The following is a 17,872-nucleotide window of genomic DNA, read 5'->3' as shown; positions in this document are numbered from 1 at the left end:
GGCAAAGTGACCATGATGAAATTACATAAAAAAGCACTTGTTGCGCTTATTTTAGTGGCCAACATTGTTATAGCACCGGTTGTTTATGCACATTTAATGGTGGCTCAACACGGAACATTAAACGTGATTGATAACCATGCCTTTATTGTGCTCTCGCTGCCTATTTCTGCATTTAATAACCTTGATGATGATTTAAATAAAAAAGTATCTATGGAGGAATTTAACGCCCATAAAAAGCAAATCAGCAAAACCATAATGCGAGGGGTTTATTTAAACGATCATCATTATAAGTTTTCTTTAGAGGGCTTATTACTAAACCCTGAAGTGTCGCATACTGATACTAATAACATTGAGTACATAACGATTACGGGCCGATATACAGTGCCTGGTATAAGCGCACAGCTAAAATTAAACGTTAGGTTATTTAGTCAAAATTCTGATTTTAATAAGTACCACATTACCGCCACTAACAAACAGCAAAAAATGACTCATCAGTTTGCCTTAACACCGCGTACGCCTTTTAGCACAGTGTTTTAAACTAACAATTAAGTAGCCAAGGGCAGACTTAATATTAAGCTGCCCTTTTTTAATTTATTGCGCTAATAATTTTGGATTTTTAGGAAAGAAATTCTCTGGTTGTTTTTCGCAAAGCGAAAATTCGCGAGTGTTTTTATAAGGAAGCTTCATAAATCCTGCTACCCCCACATCAGTAATGTTAACTGCATACTGCATTAATTTATTAAGTAACCGTTTAAACTCTACTTCTTTGCTTTCATCGAGTAAGCGATAGTAATGGTGTATTTTCATTCTATCTGGCAGGGCTTCAAATATAATACAGCCAGTATGATGAATTTGGTTTAACTCAAACACGCATCTAATCACTTTTTTAGGCAGTTGTAGCTGCTCATCAGGGTCTTTACCGTCTTCAAAGTAAGAATGTGGACGTGCAATTTCGTTTGCCTTCATACTGACCACTTCATAATCAAGCTCAGGGAGGTTATCAAACTTAAACGCCCCGGTTCCATCTCGCTCTAATTGAATGGTTTTACGCGCATCAAATAAACAACACTTAAATAAACCTTTTTGACTTATTGCTTGAGCAAGCATCACGGTATTATTAATGGCATCGGTAAAGGCTGTTTTTAAACTTTCATCATGCATAATAAGCGATGACTCAACAAACAACGACTCATCTTTCCAATGAAAACTCAATCCACCCACTACTGGGTATTTAGCTAGGCGGCTAATTGAGGCCAAAAAGGCTTTTTCGGTATCGCCGGTATCAAACAAAAACTCTTTATAGTAGCGGTCTAATTGAGCATCGTTTACATCAAGCAATTGCTGATTATGATCGGCTTGTCGTAAAAACTGTTTGCGCGAGCTATATACTACGGTGTCGGGCTTATCGCCTTTGCCAAACCAATACGGAATAGCAGGACGAGGTTCTGCTTTTTTAAGCTCGGGTAAATACGCCTGAGCCATTTTAGTAATGTTACGGATAAAGTAATCGCCTGCGCCATCGCGTATGGTTTTATTTTTAGACAGCATGCCATCAATTACATTGGCAAGCTCTTTGGGTAAGCCAAGCGAGCTTGCAGGAATGGCTTGCGCACCAAAACGACACGACTGAGCGGAGGCAAGTGCATATAAGGTAGAAGCCACGCCTTGTTCATCAAAGCGTGGTGATGACTGCTCACCCGACATTTGCGCATCACCTATAAAATACACATCGCCCATTCTGGCATTAGTAGTGCTTAAATCTCCCGACATTAAATCCATAAAATTACTGGCTATAGGCTCACCCTTACTATCAACCTGTGCGTAAACAGAGCTTCCCCAATCAACTAAAGACAGCGCATCGCTTTGCTCATCCCATACTAAGTTAGAAGGTTTAATATCGCCATGCACTATAGGTTGAGGGGTTAAACCATTTTTATGATTACGCAAATCAATTAATACATTACGCAGCCGCACCGCTAATTGCATAATATGGGCGGCACTAAAACGCCCTTTTTTTAGCGATACTTTTTCAAGGTCTTCTCCAATGGCACGGGCCATCATTAAAATTCCTTGCTTTTTTATACGCTCAAAAGCATAAAAGCTGGGCACTAGGGGGTTATTAATTTGCGAGAGCATATACGCTTCGTCTTCTAGGCGGTCGCGCACGCTTTGGGCAAGCGTAATACGCGAGAACTTAAATACCCAAGGTAAGGCATTTTCGTCATTGCCAGCAAACACAAAACCAAACGCGCCTGAGCCAATCATCTCTACATTTTTATACCCAAGCGCACTCAGTTGTTTAATACAAATATTAAGCCATTGACGGTGTTTTTTGGCATCTCTATGTGACAGCAAATAAACAGATTGCTCTTCGTTAATATAAAAATTGCGAATTTCTTTGGCTTTCAATACAGGCTCTTTGTTTTATAGGTTAAATAGTGAGTTAGCCACATGATTATTAGTGTTATATAGCCAGATTACAATACTCACTAGGTAGTTTTTACTAATACCTAAAAAGCTAACTAGCCAAGTGCTAAACATGCACTATTACACCTTGCTAACAAATGTTGCATCCAATCGATTAGCTAAGCCGTATTTAAATTATCTGCTTATTTTAGATAGTAAATACATAGGGATTTTAGCGATGAAGAGATTAGCTTTACTTACACTGAGCACGTTATATAGCATTAGCACCTACGCTAATATAGAGACCCTTACTGTTTATGGGCATAGAGATGGTTTAATTGGCGAGTCTATCAGTGCCTCAAGCGGTATCATTGGTCAAGGAGAAATACAGCAGCGCCCCATGCTCAGAAGCGCCGAAATGTTAGAGCTTATTCCAGGCATGGCGGTTACACAACATAGTGGCTCGGGTAAGGCTAATCAATACTTTATTAGAGGCTTTAATTTAGATCATGGCACCGACTTTGCCACCAGCATTGAGGGCATGCCCATAAATATGCGAAGCCATGGACACGGGCAAGGTTATACCGATCTTAATTTTATTATTCCAGAAGCTATTTCAACTATTAATTACCAAAAAGGATCATACAGCGCTACACAAGGGGACTTTTCAAGTGCGGGGAGTGCGCAATTTAATTTAGCTAATAACTTAAAGCACAAGCAAATAGAGCTAAGCATTGGTGAAGATAACTATAAACGTGCAGTAGTGCTTAGTGCAGTTGATGTATCTAATGCCAAGTTAATAGCAGCAGCTGAGTGGCAAGGCTACGATGGCCCATGGGATGATATAAACGAAAACGTAAATAAAAAAAATGCCCTACTTCGTTATGTTGGCAAAGCTTTAAATGGAGATTTATCTATTACAGCAATGGCCTACGACAACACATGGCAATCAGCCGATCAAATTCCACAGCGCGCAGTGTCACAAAATATAACGTCACCCTTAGGGTCGCTTGATACCACCCTTGGGGGGAGTTCGAGTCGCTATAGCCTATCAAGTGTTTGGCAAGGCAAGCATATAAAAACCAGTATTTATGCCATAAATTACGATTTAACACTGTTTTCTAACTTTAGCTATTTTTTAAACGACCCTATAAATGGCGATCAGTTTAACCAACAAGATAGCCGCACTATTTATGGTGGTGAGCTAAGTTATCAATTTGACTCCCTTACTGCTGGTTTAAATATGCAGCACACTGCTGGGCTTGAGGTTCGCCATGACTATATAGACAAGGTAGGACTTTATAACACTAAAGCGCGAGAGAGACTCAATACAATAAGACAAGATGCCATAAAACAAACAAGCTATTCGAGTTATTGGCAAACAAAAATACTTTTTACACCTAAATTAGAGGCAACAGCAGGCGTACGGTACGACTATTTTGATACCGATGTAAGCAGTATCACACGGGTAAATTCTGGCAAAGCAAACGACGATTTAGTTAACTTTAAAGGCAGTTTAAATTATAAATTTACCGATTTGTTAGCGGCTTATGCAAACTGGGGGCAGTCGTTCCATTCAAACGATGCCCGCGGCACTACCATTAATATTGACCCTGTTAGCCAACAAAATGCCGAAAAAGTAGATTTACTGGTAAAAAGTGAAGGTGCTGAAGTAGGTCTGCGTTTTGCTGATGATCAAAACGTTAATTTATCCGCCGCTTTATGGTGGCTTACACTCGACTCAGAGCTTTTATTTGTAGGTGATGCGGGTAATACAGAGCCCAGTGATGCATCAAAACGTTATGGTCTAGAGCTAAGCGCGTATTACTGGATTAATGAACGCTTTAGCCTAGACATGGAAGCCTCGTTTACTCGTTCAAGATTAAATATAAACTCTGACAAGAACTATATAGAAGGCGCAGTACCTGTTGTTGCAAGTGCAGGTTTAAATTGGCATATAAGTCAAATGTGGCAATCATCATTTAGAGTACGCCACATAGGTAAACGGATGCTTTCTGACTCTGGTGATATTCGCTCTGAACCATTAACGGTAGTTAATAGTGCTATTAGCTATAAACAAACTCACTGGAAAGTCGATTTTGAACTACTGAATTTATTTGATAGTAACGATCACGATATAGATTACTACTACGCTTCGCGCTTACCGGGCGAGCCTGCACAAGGTGTAGAAGATAACCACTTTCATCCTATTGAGCCTCGCACAGCCCGCTTATCAATTAGCTTATTGTTTTAACCGAGCAAAAGACTGTATATAAAAACAGTATACATATAAAGGCGCACCTTAATACATTTTTTAAGGTGCATTTCGCTGAGATGGCTCTGTTTTAAAACTTTTTAACATAGCGTGGGGATCTACGTTTTTACTATGTTGGCTGCTCGCCTGTGCCCACCACATCAGTTGGCTAAAAGTACGCGAATAATAATTAAACCACGATTTTTCTTCTTCACCCTCTTGCATTGAACCATCGCTATTTAGCACCTCTTGCGCCTTTGGTACATGAACCATTGCAGAGACAGGTAAACACCCAAGTTCAGATAAAAAGGTACGTAAACTAATTGCCGCACGTAATCCTCCCCATTGCCCTGCCGAATAGGTGACAATAGCGCTTGGCTTGTACGAGAACAACGAGCTGCCAAAATGGTTTAGCAAATCAGCTAATGCCGGGCTCATACTATGATTGTACTCTGGGCTTACCATTATATAGCCATCTGCTTGGGTAATTTTATCTGCTAAGGCTGTTAAATGTGCTGGAGCTTGGCTTTTTGCATAGGCAAAATGAGGTTTAAATACATCTTCTGAAGGAAAGTCGAGCGCGTCTATAAGCTCAAACTCGTGCTCGCTGTAGCGCTGGTTTAAACATTTGAGGCATGACTCAGCTACTCGCTCTCCTAATCGTGCTGGCTTAGGGGGTGTGCTATCTCTAACGGTGCCTAAAAAAACTAAAAATTTCATAAAAGCCTCTTTAATTGAGTGTTGTACCCACTATACCTTAAACCTAAAACATATTAAAAATGCGAGGCTTATATTTGTTTGCACAATTTTTTGAACTCTAAACAAAAATTAATAAGGGTGGCACCCATCACTTACGCTTTAACGCTAACGCCAAGCCTACCCTCAATTAAATTGATAACTAACACCAAACCCTGCCCAAAATAAGGAGCGTAAATGTTCATCACCGCTATAGTGTGCAGCATCTTTGTTTATTGCAACGCTGTAACTGGCATAGCCAGATAGCATGACATTATTTAATAGTTGATAAGATAAATTAGCAGCAAGTTTTACGTTATTAAGGCCATTGTGGCCATCGCTTACATAACCACTATTAAAACCCGCCGCAGTTTGCAGCTCCAATCGCATTAAATCACTAAATGCATACTCTTTTGTAATTGCCAGCTCTATAAAAGAGCCACTGAGCGATAACGAGTGGTAAATACTCGCCATTGCATGTATATCCCAATCATATGCATAGCTTATATCGAGGCTAAGCTCATTATCATGGGAATTTACTCCTTCCTCGCGTGCTTTTATATGGTTGTAACCTGCATATAAAGTTAGGTGCTCTGCAAGCTCAGTCGAATAAATCGCATTTAAATTTAGCTCATCGTAGTCATTATCAGTGCCTGTTGCTAACCAAGGGATAAACGTAAAGTCATTGTAATTTATTTCGCCCGCAATAGAGGCTAAAGCGCTACCGGGCAAGTTATCGCGCCCTTCTGTCACATAATGGCTTTCCCATAAAGGATGAATATGAATATTTAATTTTTCATTTTCGTGATCAGGGTGGGCAACGCTTTTTATATTACCCCCTACACCTACCTCAAGCTCGTGTAGCGATTCATTCGCAGCGCTTTTACTCGTACCTAAAGCCAGCGACATAATGCAGATCAAGTGAGAGATTTTTAAATTAGTTTTCATTAAAAGGTCCAAAACCAAAAAGTTGCGCATAATAGTGCTATTTAACGAAGCTCAGCAATAAAAAGATGCCTTTTTAAACAATTTATTTAAAAAATGGCTCATATCATTAAAAAACTAAGTAACTTGCTCATTTTACAATCTATAAGGTAGGATAAAAATGAGAAACCAACAACGCACATGGCTGATTTATAAATATAACTCGCGCATATTGTGCAATTAACAAGCAGGTAAGCGTTTGGCTCTTTAAATCTATATATAAGTTGGTATCCTACGCGGCTTTTTGATAATCATATTAAAATAATTACCCAGAGTGTAAGGTTAATTAGCCAAGGTGGGGCTCTCGCTGCATGGCACGTAAAGTGGCAGCAATCTAGGTTCAACGTAATAAAACGTTGTTCTAAATTTAAAAGCAAATATTAAGGTAACAGTATGCGATTTGGCCCAGGATTACTTGTAACAGCCGCATTTATTGGCCCCGGAACAATCACAACGGCAAGTGTTGCCGGTGCAAACTTTGGGTTTGCATTAATTTGGACATTACTTTTTTCGGTTATTGCCACTATTTTGTTGCAGTCTATGGCTGCTCGATTAGGAGTAGCAACAGGGCAAGATTTAGCACAAGCGTTACGTGCACACATTAAAACCCCTTATCTTAAAGCGCTTGCTAGTTTTTTAGTAATAAGTGCTATTGGTGTAGGTAGCGCTGCATATGAAGCCGGAAACCTCAGTGGTGCAAGTATGGGGCTAGTTGGTATTTTCCCAGGGGTAAGTGCACAAATATGGACGCCGTTAATTGCCGTATGTAGCGCTATTCTTTTATACAGTGGTAAGCACAAAGTGGTAGAAAATGCATTAATACTGCTGGTGATTCTTATGAGCCTGGTATTTATATCTACCCTAATTATGGCTGCGCCACCAATGGCTAAAGTACTCGCTGGGTTTATACCTACAATGCCAAGTGGCTCAATTACAACGGTATTGGCCCTCATTGGCACAACCATTGTACCGTATAACTTATTTTTGCACTCTGGTGTTTTAGCAGCGCAAGATCATTCTAAAAGTGATAAAGACACTGTTATTAAACAAACTAACTTAGATACAGGTTTATCAATTACGCTCGGTGGGGTGATCACCCTTGCCATTTTATCAACCGCGTCTGTTGCCTTTTATGGCACCGATGCCGGTAAAATTAGTGCAGCAAATATGGCCGTGCAACTTGAGCCTTTACTTGGCGAAGCAGCGCATTACTTTTTTGCTATTGGCTTATTTGCCGCAGGATTAACCAGCGCAATAACAGCACCATTAGCAGGCGCGTATGCGGTATGTGGCATGCTTGGTTGGTCAAGCGAAATGAGTAACACCCGTTTTAAAACAGTCGCCATTACTATTTTAGCTTTTGGTGCATTTGTGGCCTCACTCGGGCTTGACCCTGTTGCGGTAATTATATTTGCACAAGCTGCAAATGGATTACTACTACCCATCATTACCGCGTACTTGGTGTGGTTAGTGAATCAAAAATCAGTCATGGGAAAATACACCAACTCAACACTTTTAAATGTGGTTATATTACCCGTGCTACTACTCATTTTTTCGTTAAGTTGTTACAAGCTATCAGGGTTAATTTTTTAAAACCAATTACGTTTAACCATGGGCATGCCCATGGTTAAACATACAACCTGCGCTGCCTTGGCTGCTTTCAACTTGAATGGTGGCGTGTTCAATGTCAAAGTGGTCATGTAAATGGTGCTGTACTTCAATTAAAAAGTCGTTATTTAATGCGTTGTTGTCAGTTACTAAGTGAACAATAAGCGCAGACTCTGTGGTACTTAGTGGCCACACACGTAGCCCATGCACTCCTGTTACATGCTCAATACTTAAAAAATACTGCTTTAATTTTTCTATACTAATATTTTTGGGTACGGCGTCTGTGGCGTAATTAAGCGAGTCTTTAAATAATCCCCATGTGCCAATAAACACAATCACTACAATACTCAAACTTACAACAGGGTCTACCCATTGCCAGTTTTTAAATAAAATAACAATGCCGGCAATTACCACACCTAAAGACACCGCTGCATCGGCCGCCATATGTAAAAAGGCACCTCTAATATTTAAATCGTGCTTTTGCCCTTGCACAAACAACAACGCAGTTAAGGTGTTAATTACCACACCAATAAGCGAAACCACTATAACCGTCATGCCTGTAACCGGCTGAGGGTTTTCAAAACGCTCTATGGCATGCCAAGCTATGCTAGCAAGGGCAGCCATAAGTAAAACAGAGCTCATTAAAGACGCTAACACCGTTGATTTTTTATAGCCAAAGGTGCGCTTGTCGGTAGCGGCTTTACTTGCCAAAACATTTGCCCCCCACGCAAGTAATAAACTAACCACATCGCTTAGGTTATGTCCTGCATCGGCTAAAAGCGCGAGGGAGTTGGCAAAAAAACCGTACCCGGCTTCTATCACGACAAATATAAGATTGAGTAAAACGCCTATAGCAAACGCGCGATTATAGTGACTAATATGATGGCTGTGATCGTGACTCATGTTGCTCCTTACATAGTAAATAACTTGATTAACCTGAGCTGTGAAAAATCTATTTTTAGCGCTCGCTGTGTTTAATTTATAAGGTTAATGAGGTATGTGTTCGGAAAAGTTTAAGTGTACCCAATAAATAAAACAGCCCATAAATACTGCACACAATTGAGCTTACAATCCAAAATACAATTGAGTTGTGATGAATTAACTGACTGGTTGTTACAAAAGGAGCGATTAACCCTGCTATCCCCCTTAGTAAATAAACCCCTGTTATTAATACCAAAGCCGTTTTTAAAAAAGGCAGCTTTAAAATAACACCTGCGCCAGAGAGCGCATACATGCCCCATATAGCAAGTATGGCTGATATAATTAAAGTAACAAAGGTAGGATACGTACTTCCCTGCTCAGCCAACTGCGCCATGTGCTCACCAGCACCAAAAAAGCGATACCAATCAGGGCCGCCAAAAATACAGGCAATATGTAAGAGTGACGCTATAAAACTTAAAACCCCCGCTATAACCAATAGCTTATTAAACTTCATATATTTATAAACCTAAGTTATTGGCTTAGGTAAGCAACAAAACCAATTAACGCTGCGTAAAAACTAAAACCAAGCAAACATATTAGGTAAACGTTTTTAGCTTTATTTGCCTTAAAGCTCATGTAATCTTTAATGTCAGCTTTAAACTGACCAAAGGTGAATACGTTTAAAATTGCACAGCCGGTAGAGTACAAAATAAACCCTAAAATGGTTTCTATCATTAGCCACATAACAATATCTAAAGCAATGCTCATAACACTCATCCATTAAGTAATGTAAAAATAGCGTATCAAATCTATAGTTGATTATCAGCGTATTTGTAGCGTTAAGGTGTAACAATAAATTTCGTAAGTCCTATTAATTGCCCCGACTCAGTTACCACTTTTACTTGCCACTTACCTTTAGCATCATGCGGAAAATTTACTTTATGAGTCCATGCTCTGTAGCCTTGTTTTCGCCCGCCATTAATATTGAGCGTAATTCTGTCGACCTCTTTTTTATTGTGTATCCATACATGAAATATTTTTTCATTTAGGCCTCTTGGCGCTTTTACTGCGGTCCATGTGTATAACCCTTCATGATGAAGTGTATATAAATCAAGAGTATCAATGCTACCTAGTGGTTTTTTATGCTCAACATCTACTTTGTGTGCCAAGGTAATATCGGTTAAACGCAGGGCTGCTGGCGGTACAAAGCTGCGAAGCTGCCAAACCCCGGCGCTTATTACGCATAAAATTAAAACTAAAATAGGAAAACGCCACCAGCGCGCATCAGGCATTAAGTTTGTTAAGCTAGGTAAAGTAATAAGCAATGAGGTTACAAGCGCAATTGCTAAGCTTTGGCTCGTAGTTAGGTTTAATAAAATAGGTAACGTAACAAGCAAAACCACAAATAATGCAAAGTTATGAAATACTGTAAACAGCGTGCGGTTTTTAGCTAACTTTTTATAGTAAAATGGATCTATTACCGATATAAAGGCACATATAATAATCAGCGATGTAAAGAGTGCTTGTGGATGATCCCACTGGGTAACCGCTAAAAAAAACGGTAACGCAAAAAATAGGCTTTCTTGTTGCACCATTTGCAGTGCAAAGCGCATTACATTGGGAGATACGGCTACCCCAAAGCGCTCTTTTACTTTATCGCGTAGCCAGTTGTCGATGATCAACCAAAACCAGCTCACCAGTAAAACAATGGCAATAACCTGCGAGAACGACTCTTTTCTATCGACCATTACATAGCTTGCAACACCTGAGCAAAACGCCAATACAGCCAATAGCCCTGGTCGCTTTTGCATTGCCACTATAAATTGAGTAATGAGATTTTTTAGTTTGTTCATTTATTTTAGTGTCCGTACATAATGTACTTTATTATTATCAAGTTAGTTAAATCAGTGTAACTAAGCCTAGATGAACAACACATAGATGCCTGCAGGTATTATTGTTAGTTGTTGCATTAAAAACCACTCCCTTTTAACCGCTTTTTTAATTAATAAGTGCCTATAACTCGCCGTAAAACTACAGTAATTTTTAAAACTGTAACTTTAAGCGTTAATTAAAATAAGGGTTACAGCCGTGCCTGAATTTTATTAATGCTTAACGTGAATTTACCACAACAAACACATCTAGACGTCTAAGCACCTATAAATTATACGCTGCACTATTTTTTTACATGCCTAAACACAGGTTTATATCCTTTCAGTAACACATTTAATTTATATAAATGAATCAAACTCATGTTTTATGTGAAATTAAACCGTTTTTATTAAAGCACCAATCAACGTATAAATTATCCATCGGCCAGCGCTTATAAGCATTAAGCCTGTTTATTACAAAACCACTCTTTGAGCACGCTAAAGGCTCAGGTTTTAAATATACAATATGGATAGAGTCACCATGAGAAAAAACATTACATTTAATATTAAAAGTCAGCGCCTTGATGAAAACTACCAACCCGCTGAAAACACCCGTATTACCACTAATTTTGCAAACTTAGCACGAGGCGAACACCGCCAACAAAACTTAAGAAAAGCGCTAAATATGATCAACAACCGCTTTAACACCCTTGCTAATTGGGATAACCCAACCGCTGAGCGCTACAGCGTAGAGCTTGAGATTATTTCTGTAGATATTGGTTTAGATGAAAACAGCCAAAGCTTTCCTTCTATAGAAATATTAAAAACGAATATTATTGATACCAAAACAGACAAGCGCATAGAAGGTATTGTTGGTAATAACTTTTCATCGTACGTTCGCGACTACGACTTTAGCGTGTTACTTCAGCAACATAATAAAAATAAACCACAATTTAGTATTCCCGATAATTTTGGTGAGCTGCATGGTAAGTTATTTCAATCGTTTGTAAGCTCAAACACCTATAAGCAACACTTTAAAAAGCCACCGGTTATATGCCTCAGTGTGTCAGATAACAAAACCTATCATCGCACTGCCAACCAGCACCCTATTTTAGGTATTGAATACCAACCAAACGAATCTTCGTTAACAGAGCAATACTTTAAAAAAATGGGCCTACAGGTGCGTTACTTTATGCCTGCAAATAGTACCGCACCTTTTGCCTTGTTTTTCTTTGGTGACTTACTAAACGATTACACCAACCTTGAGCTAATAAGCACCATTAGCACAATGGAAACCTTTCAAAAAATTTATCGCCCAGAAATTTATAACGCCAATGCCAAAGCGGGTAACGCCTTTAAGCCTAATTTAAAAAATGCCGACCACTCACTCACGCAAATTATTTACGACAGAGATGAGCGCAGTAAATTAGCCGCCGAGCAAGGCAAGTTTGCTGAAGAGCATTTTATAAAACCGTATAAATCAGTGCTTGAGCAATTTACATTAGCAAACGTCTAACCTTATTTTAATAAAGGGTCACTCTTATTATGAAAACATTATTACCTACATCTACAGCTGGCAGTTTACCAAAGCCCTTATGGCTTGCAGAGCCAGAAACCCTTTGGTCGCCGTGGAAGCTTCAAAACAACGAACTTATTGAAGGCAAAAAAGACGCCCTGCGCATTGCACTTCACTCACAACAACTCGCTGGTATTGATATAGTGAGCGATGGCGAGCAAACACGCCAACATTTTGTAACTACATTTATAGAGCACCTAAACGGTGTTGATTTTGAAAAACGAAAAACGGTAAAAATACGCGACCGTTACGATGCAAGTGTACCAAGCGTAGTGGGCCCTGTTAGCCGCCAAAAACCTGTGTTTGTAGAAGACGCTAAGTTTTTGCGCTCGCAAACTAACCAACCTATAAAGTGGGCACTACCCGGCCCAATGACCATGATAGATACACTTTATGACGACCACTACAAAAGCCGCGAAAAACTAGCCTGGGAATTTGCAAAAATACTCAACCAAGAGGCCAAAGAGCTAGAAGCCGCAGGCGTAGATATTATCCAATTTGATGAGCCCGCGTTTAATGTGTTTTTTGATGAAGTAAACGATTGGGGCATTGCCTGTTTAGAGCGCGCAATTGAAGGGTTAAAATGCGAAACTGCTGTGCATATTTGTTATGGCTACGGCATTAAAGCCAACACCGATTGGAAAAAAACACTTGGCAATGAATGGCGCCAATACGAAGAAGCTTTTCCTAAATTACAGCAATCAAATATTGATATTATCTCACTTGAGTGTCACAACTCACACGTACCTATGGACTTACTTGAACTGATCAGAGGTAAAAAAGTAATGGTAGGCGCTATTGATGTTGCCACCAATGAAATAGAAACACCCGAAGAAGTAGCCGCTACTTTACGCAAAGCCCTACAGTTTGTAGATGCCGACAAACTCTACCCCTGCACAAACTGCGGCATGGCCCCGCTTTCGCGCGAAGTTGCAAACGCTAAGCTTAATGCATTGAGCAAAGGCGCGGAAATAGTAAGAAAAGAGCTATTAGTGCAGTAAAGCTTGCTTTAAAACCAGCTATGTAATTAAAACCTGCGCATTTTTTTTAAAATTAAGTGCGCTAATACGTATAGCTACAAAGGGGCTTGCAAGCTCAAGCGTATGTTTAGCAAAGTTGATTCAGGGTGCTAATTAGCTTTACTAAATTAAATTAAAATTTGTATGTAAAATATTATCATTGCAACAGTAATAAACGTAAGAAGTCCAATAACCACAGTCCGCTCAGGAATAGAATGAACTATCAGTGATGGCATTTTTTTAAAAACAGGAAAAGTTGGAAAAAAGAAAACTGAATGCTTTTCAAAATTTTTATATTTATCCCACACCTTTGAGAAAAACAGCTTGATACCTGAGAGATACATCAATACAAAGGTAGAAACCCCAAGCACTTCTACCATGGCCATAAGTTCAATACTTACCATTATTTCTGGCCCAGCTAATAGCATGACTATGATTACCGCTAAAGCGTGCCAAACCCCCTTTGACATCGCTATTTTTATCCTATCAAACACCAAATTTTCCTTGTAAAGCTAACGAGCAGTGACGTAGCTGCATAATTGCGAAGAGCCGCTGCGTTACTGTCCCAGCGAACGTGTTTAGCGTTTTGTTATATGCCGTTTTTTCTACGTCCATCTTCATAAAGAACAAAACAGTCTGCACTAATTTTACGAGACTGTTTTTGTACTTCGCATTCTAGTAAAGCTCTTTTGTTGGCGAGTTCTTGATTCGGATATCCATACCCATAGCCACTTACCCATGCGCCGTCTTTTTCCACGGCAACTGCATATGCTTTCTGATTCCTATAATTTAGATATCTTTTTATATCACTATCCATTTCCGTTTTTGTAGCTTCTGGAATTGATGTTGTAGCGCAAGAACAAAGAACAACTATTGATAATGGTATTAGAAAAAGCTTCATTGTTTAAAACTCCTTTTTAGGCATATGATGAGCCTTTAGATTAACTCGTTATTAAATTTGTTTTTATTGATTAACAAACCATAGCTGTGTTCCTATTTTGGTTCAATTGATTACTGTATTTTTACGCAGAATATTAAAGTGTTTGATATTTGTTTTAATTGGCGTTTTGAAGGGATTACGGGTGTTTGAGTGGCTTTTATTTAGGGTGAAAGGGGTATTAAATCTGACACCCACTATAAATCAGCGAACTGAACTATGTTACTAAACATTCTCCTCGGGTGCCGAATTAATTTTTTATTACTTGGTCACTTTTATTTCATCCAATAAATAAGTCAGTGGCATTCTCAAACCTGAATTACACGCATTAAAATAACTGCAAGATTGCAGTTTTAATTTTTACTGAGTAATTTTTAATTTATGCGAGTAGCTTTTCGCAATTGCTAATATTTGAACGCCGTTTGCGCTTTAAATTTTCACAGTAACTTGCTTGTGAAGTGGGCCTCCCTACTGCACCATGAAATACGCGCGTAAATTGTGTGGTAAGTTTTAACCAGTTTTCTGGCGATATATTAAGCCTTTCTAACAAAGGAATGGTCATATTATTTATATGCCCAAGCTTATCCTCTCGCATTATTCGCCCTGTTAGCTCAACGAGTTCAAGGTACGATTTAAGCTCAAACGGCAGCCCTTTAGGCATAATCTGACGTGGCATACCTGCAAACCGTAGTAACTGCTTAGGTTGTTTACCTTCTGCCGCGCATGTTAAGCGATTTTGTACACTGGTATGGTCTGATTCTTCTGGTTTGTTAGCCATTTTAGCTCTAATGGGATTTAAATCGACATAGGCCATACAGGCTGCAAGTGCTGCTTCATCAAGAAGTGCTTGAGATTTGAATCTACCTTCCCAGAAACGCCCTGTGCAGTTATCTTCTTTATTTGCTCTGCGAGCAATGTTTTCATTTAACAACCGCATAAACCAGCTGATACTTGATAGGCGCTCTCGGTATTGCTTTACTGTTTGATTAAAAAAGATAAGTTCAACTTTACTTAGCTTTTCACCCTGTATGTATTTTTGTGTTAACAATGTGCCTTTACAGAGTTTATGCCAGCGAATAATAATCGCTTTATCATTTAGCCTATTCGCTTTTTTATCATCTACATACAGTACTAAGTGCGTGTGATTACTCATAACGGCATAAGCACACACGTCGATACAAAATACCTTAGCTAATTCAAGGAACTTATCCTCAACCCACCCTCGTCGATGCTCGTAAGATTGACCAGTAAAACGGTCTTCCCCACATAAAAAAGCACGACGAACACACCGTGAAATACAATGGTAGTATTTTGTATCAACCAAACTTACGTATCAACCAAACTTACTTGTCGCTTTCTTGCAATTGCCATAAGACACCCAGCTCGTTTTTTACACTGATTAAAACGTAGTCTTCAATTTTAAAAAGAGCAAAATTAAGTTGGGTGTCTAATTTATTTTATCTTTGACGACTTGTTAGGCTAATACTTATCTATCGTTAGATGTGTATTGCAAAAATCAGAAGCCCCTGATAAATCGGGAAATAAAGTAGAATGACTTATATTCATTCTGTTTAAGTATCGTAAACAAGCTTCAAGACCTTTTTTAGGTATTTTTATTTTTATTAACTCGTAATGTGTATCACTATTTTCTGTTTGGAATTTTTCAACCCAACTTTCGATATCCATATTATTGGGGCCACGAGTGAATAATCCTCTTTGGCTGACCAGTCGATTATTTTCATCAGTCAGTGGACGAACTAATTTAACTGTTGGTTTATGACCGTTAATTTTTTTAACTTTATCGTCAGCTTTAATGAGTTCATTTTTTTCGTCTATTGAAGATTGTGATAAGGCATAGACAGCAATATATTTACTTTTTTCTGAGCTAGCATTATTTGCAGCAAAAAATAAAGAAACAAATGGGGATTCAGTCCAGTCTAGCAAAGGAGTGTACAAACCATGGTGCTGCCCTAGAGCCCACCAGTCATTGTCATTATCAATTTTGGTTGGATTTGCACCTCGTCGTCCCCGAGTTTCATACATGAACTTATTAAGATGTTCTTCTCTATGATATGACTCAGGATCTTTTATAAAACGATCTAAAGTAGGTTCTAATTTCCATTTGTAACAAGAGTGCCCTCTATATACGTAGGTCGTGTAATCAAGCATTTCTTTATTTATGAAATCAGAAAAATGTTTCCAGTGTGATAACTCATATTCTTTTATTCCTTTGATAAGTGGTGCTTCTTCCCACTTTTTTCTTCCATCCATTGTAAATCCTGAATTCTGATAATTAGCCTAACAATTTTGTCTACGACATTTGTCGTTTTATAAACCGACAAATGTCCATATATTACAGTGCATTTATCTTAACCATCAAATAAACACCTGTAAACAATTAGTTAACTGGAGAATATTTTTAATCAATGCACAAATACACCGAAATGGTGGAGATCAGTAATATTGGACAAAACAACAAGCACTGTCTATATATACAGTTGATTTTCACTAGAGATTCATATCATGAAATCATCTTTTTTAACTATGATAGCCGAACAAATGTATCTAAAGCGTTATGCTAAAAGTACCATTAAAGCGTATTTATACTAGATAGCTTCGTTTATTCGATTTAACTCTATGAGGAACCCAACAACAATGGGAAATAATGAGGTTGAGCTTATTATTTAAAGAGGTGGTTCAAAAGCCACTCTTATTAGGCATTTTTTAAAACAAAAAAGCACAGCCCACAAGCGCCATGCTTTTTAAATCAATCTTAACCCAGTTCGGTTTACAAACGAATACCGCCGTCTATTTCAACCACGCGACCGGTGAAAAAGTCGTTTTCGATTATGTACTGTGCAGTATGGGCAATTTCGTCGCTTTCGCCTAAGCGCCCTACGGGTGTTACTGCAAGCATACGCTGTTTGGCTTCGGGTTTCATGGCGTCGGTCATGGCGGTGCTTATTACACCTGGTGCAATAGCGCCTACACGTATACCAAAACGGCCAAGCTCTTTAGCCCATGTGGTTGTAAGTGCCACTACGCCTGCTTTTGATGCCGCGTAGTTTGTTTGCCCAATATTTCCCGCGCGCGCTACGCTCGACATATTAACTATAACGCCGCCTTTGCCTGATTCAATCATGTGGCTTGCAGCTTCACGCCCTGCTAAAAATACGCCAGTGAGATTTACATCAATCACTGATTGAAATTGCTCAAGGGACATTTTTTTAACCACTTTGCCGTCTTTAGCTTTAATAAACATGCCGTCGCGTAAAATGCCAGCGTTGTTTATAAGCACGCCAATGTGGCCAAAATCGTTGTTAATAGTATTAAATACGTTTTCTACTTCGCTCTCAATAGTTACGTTTGCGGCATAGCCTTTAATAGTGCCAGATACACCTTCAAGCTGAGTTAGTTGCTCGCATGCGTTGTTTAATAAATCTTGCGCCATATCTATAAGTGCGATGTTAGCGCCCATAAGGGCAAATTTTTGCGCCATTGCAAAGCCTAAACCTTGTGCGCCACCGGTTATTACTACCGTGTTATTTTTAATTTCCACGCCTT

Annotated in this window: 17 protein-coding genes; 5 read left to right on the top strand and 12 right to left on the bottom strand. The window is 39.0% G+C overall.

Translation table 11 applies throughout. The features are described from left to right. Positions 1-12 precede the first annotated feature (12 nt). Positions 13-537, top strand: coding sequence for a hypothetical protein (locus AN390_RS07120; protein ID WP_095206734.1), 525 nt, complete (start codon positions 13-15; stop codon positions 535-537). 54 nt (positions 538-591) lie between these two features. On the opposite strand, the gene AN390_RS07115 is transcribed toward AN390_RS07120, so the two are convergent. After that, the gene (locus AN390_RS07115) at positions 592-2,409 is read right to left on the bottom strand and encodes a protein kinase domain-containing protein (protein ID WP_055253543.1); all 1,818 of its coding nucleotides are present in this window, start codon (positions 2,407-2,409) and stop codon (positions 592-594) included. 235 nt (positions 2,410-2,644) lie between these two features. On the opposite strand from AN390_RS07115, the gene AN390_RS07110 reads away from it, so the two are divergent. Continuing rightward, complete coding sequence (locus AN390_RS07110; RefSeq protein ID WP_055253541.1) at positions 2,645-4,660, top strand: TonB-dependent receptor; 2,016 nt, start codon at positions 2,645-2,647, stop codon at positions 4,658-4,660. A gap of 60 nt (positions 4,661-4,720) precedes the next feature. Here AN390_RS07110 and AN390_RS07105 read toward each other — a convergent pair whose 3' ends face one another. Then, complete coding sequence (locus tag AN390_RS07105) at positions 4,721-5,380, bottom strand: NADPH-dependent FMN reductase (RefSeq protein WP_055253539.1); 660 nt, start codon at positions 5,378-5,380, stop codon at positions 4,721-4,723. 162 nt (positions 5,381-5,542) lie between these two features. After that, positions 5,543-6,343: a hypothetical protein gene (locus AN390_RS07100; RefSeq protein ID WP_055253812.1), complete on the bottom strand. Its 801-nt coding sequence runs from the start codon at positions 6,341-6,343 to the stop codon at positions 5,543-5,545. Positions 6,344-6,772: 429 nt separating this feature from the next. Between AN390_RS07100 and AN390_RS07095 the strand changes: the two genes are divergently transcribed. Further along, a complete protein-coding gene (locus AN390_RS07095; RefSeq protein WP_024032231.1) occupies positions 6,773-7,972 on the top strand; it encodes an Nramp family divalent metal transporter in 1,200 nt (399 codons plus the stop codon). A gap of 12 nt (positions 7,973-7,984) precedes the next feature. Here the strand turns inward: AN390_RS07095 and AN390_RS07090 are convergent, their stop codons facing one another. The 4 genes from AN390_RS07090 to AN390_RS07075 all read right to left on the bottom strand — a co-directional run bounded on the left by AN390_RS07090 (position 7,985) and on the right by AN390_RS07075 (position 10,761). After that, the gene (locus AN390_RS07090) at positions 7,985-8,890 is read right to left on the bottom strand and encodes a cation diffusion facilitator family transporter (RefSeq protein ID WP_004586510.1); all 906 of its coding nucleotides are present in this window, start codon (positions 8,888-8,890) and stop codon (positions 7,985-7,987) included. Between the two features lie 76 nt (positions 8,891-8,966). Continuing rightward, positions 8,967-9,422: a hypothetical protein gene (locus tag AN390_RS07085; protein WP_055253537.1), complete on the bottom strand. Its 456-nt coding sequence runs from the start codon at positions 9,420-9,422 to the stop codon at positions 8,967-8,969. A 17-nt stretch (positions 9,423-9,439) separates the two neighbouring features. Then, positions 9,440-9,676, bottom strand: a complete 237-nt coding sequence (locus AN390_RS07080) for a hypothetical protein (RefSeq protein WP_004586508.1) — start codon at positions 9,674-9,676, stop codon at positions 9,440-9,442. Positions 9,677-9,747: 71 nt separating this feature from the next. Then, the gene (locus tag AN390_RS07075; RefSeq protein WP_055253535.1) at positions 9,748-10,761 is read right to left on the bottom strand and encodes a DUF5924 family protein; all 1,014 of its coding nucleotides are present in this window, start codon (positions 10,759-10,761) and stop codon (positions 9,748-9,750) included. Between the two features lie 556 nt (positions 10,762-11,317). Here AN390_RS07075 and AN390_RS07070 point away from each other — a divergent pair. Further along, a complete protein-coding gene (locus AN390_RS07070) occupies positions 11,318-12,292 on the top strand; it encodes a DUF1852 domain-containing protein (RefSeq protein WP_055253533.1) in 975 nt (324 codons plus the stop codon). A gap of 29 nt (positions 12,293-12,321) precedes the next feature. Continuing rightward, positions 12,322-13,353, top strand: coding sequence for a methionine synthase (locus AN390_RS07065; RefSeq protein ID WP_055253531.1), 1,032 nt, complete (start codon positions 12,322-12,324; stop codon positions 13,351-13,353). A 146-nt stretch (positions 13,354-13,499) separates the two neighbouring features. On the opposite strand, the gene AN390_RS07060 is transcribed toward AN390_RS07065, so the two are convergent. From AN390_RS07060 to AN390_RS07040, 5 genes are all read right to left on the bottom strand, one after another. Further along, positions 13,500-13,865, bottom strand: coding sequence for a hypothetical protein (locus AN390_RS07060; RefSeq protein ID WP_055253529.1), 366 nt, complete (start codon positions 13,863-13,865; stop codon positions 13,500-13,502). A 95-nt stretch (positions 13,866-13,960) separates the two neighbouring features. Further along, positions 13,961-14,272: a hypothetical protein gene (locus tag AN390_RS07055; protein WP_055253528.1), complete on the bottom strand. Its 312-nt coding sequence runs from the start codon at positions 14,270-14,272 to the stop codon at positions 13,961-13,963. Positions 14,273-14,687: 415 nt separating this feature from the next. Beyond that, on the bottom strand, positions 14,688-15,632 hold the full coding sequence (locus AN390_RS07050; RefSeq protein ID WP_157686034.1) for a transposase: 945 nt from the start codon (positions 15,630-15,632) through the stop codon (positions 14,688-14,690). Positions 15,633-15,787: 155 nt separating this feature from the next. Continuing rightward, positions 15,788-16,579, bottom strand: a complete 792-nt coding sequence (locus tag AN390_RS07045) for an FRG domain-containing protein (protein WP_055253527.1) — start codon at positions 16,577-16,579, stop codon at positions 15,788-15,790. A gap of 517 nt (positions 16,580-17,096) precedes the next feature. Next, positions 17,097-17,867 (bottom strand): SDR family oxidoreductase, encoded by a 771-nt coding sequence (locus tag AN390_RS07040; protein ID WP_055253525.1) that lies wholly within the window; start codon positions 17,865-17,867, stop codon positions 17,097-17,099. Positions 17,868-17,872 lie beyond the last annotated feature (5 nt).

The sequence above is a fragment of the Pseudoalteromonas sp. P1-11 genome, assembly GCF_001399995.1.
Classification (GTDB): Bacteria; Pseudomonadota; Gammaproteobacteria; order Enterobacterales; family Alteromonadaceae; genus Pseudoalteromonas; species Pseudoalteromonas atlantica.
This window is presented reverse-complemented; position numbering and strand designations above follow the sequence as displayed.

Bases quoted from the DNA above. Each gene is read 5' to 3' on its own strand.
- AN390_RS07065 (WP_055253531.1), top strand. From the start codon at position 12,322: ATGAAAACATTATTACCTACATCTACAGCTGGCAGTTTACCAAAGCCC.
- AN390_RS07100 (WP_055253812.1), bottom strand. From the start codon at position 6,343: ATGAAAACTAATTTAAAAATCTCTCACTTGATCTGCATTATGTCGCTG.
- AN390_RS07045 (WP_055253527.1), bottom strand. From the start codon at position 16,579: ATGGATGGAAGAAAAAAGTGGGAAGAAGCACCACTTATCAAAGGAATA.
- AN390_RS07080 (WP_004586508.1), bottom strand. From the start codon at position 9,676: ATGAGCATTGCTTTAGATATTGTTATGTGGCTAATGATAGAAACCATT.
- AN390_RS07095 (WP_024032231.1), top strand. From the start codon at position 6,773: ATGCGATTTGGCCCAGGATTACTTGTAACAGCCGCATTTATTGGCCCC.
- AN390_RS07105 (WP_055253539.1), bottom strand. From the start codon at position 5,380: ATGAAATTTTTAGTTTTTTTAGGCACCGTTAGAGATAGCACACCCCCT.
- AN390_RS07070 (WP_055253533.1), top strand. From the start codon at position 11,318: ATGAGAAAAAACATTACATTTAATATTAAAAGTCAGCGCCTTGATGAA.
- AN390_RS07055 (WP_055253528.1), bottom strand. From the start codon at position 14,272: ATGAAGCTTTTTCTAATACCATTATCAATAGTTGTTCTTTGTTCTTGC.
- AN390_RS07110 (WP_055253541.1), top strand. From the start codon at position 2,645: ATGAAGAGATTAGCTTTACTTACACTGAGCACGTTATATAGCATTAGC.
- AN390_RS07075 (WP_055253535.1), bottom strand. From the start codon at position 10,761: ATGAACAAACTAAAAAATCTCATTACTCAATTTATAGTGGCAATGCAA.
- AN390_RS07120 (WP_095206734.1), top strand. From the start codon at position 13: ATGATGAAATTACATAAAAAAGCACTTGTTGCGCTTATTTTAGTGGCC.
- AN390_RS07085 (WP_055253537.1), bottom strand. From the start codon at position 9,422: ATGAAGTTTAATAAGCTATTGGTTATAGCGGGGGTTTTAAGTTTTATA.
- AN390_RS07090 (WP_004586510.1), bottom strand. From the start codon at position 8,890: ATGAGTCACGATCACAGCCATCATATTAGTCACTATAATCGCGCGTTT.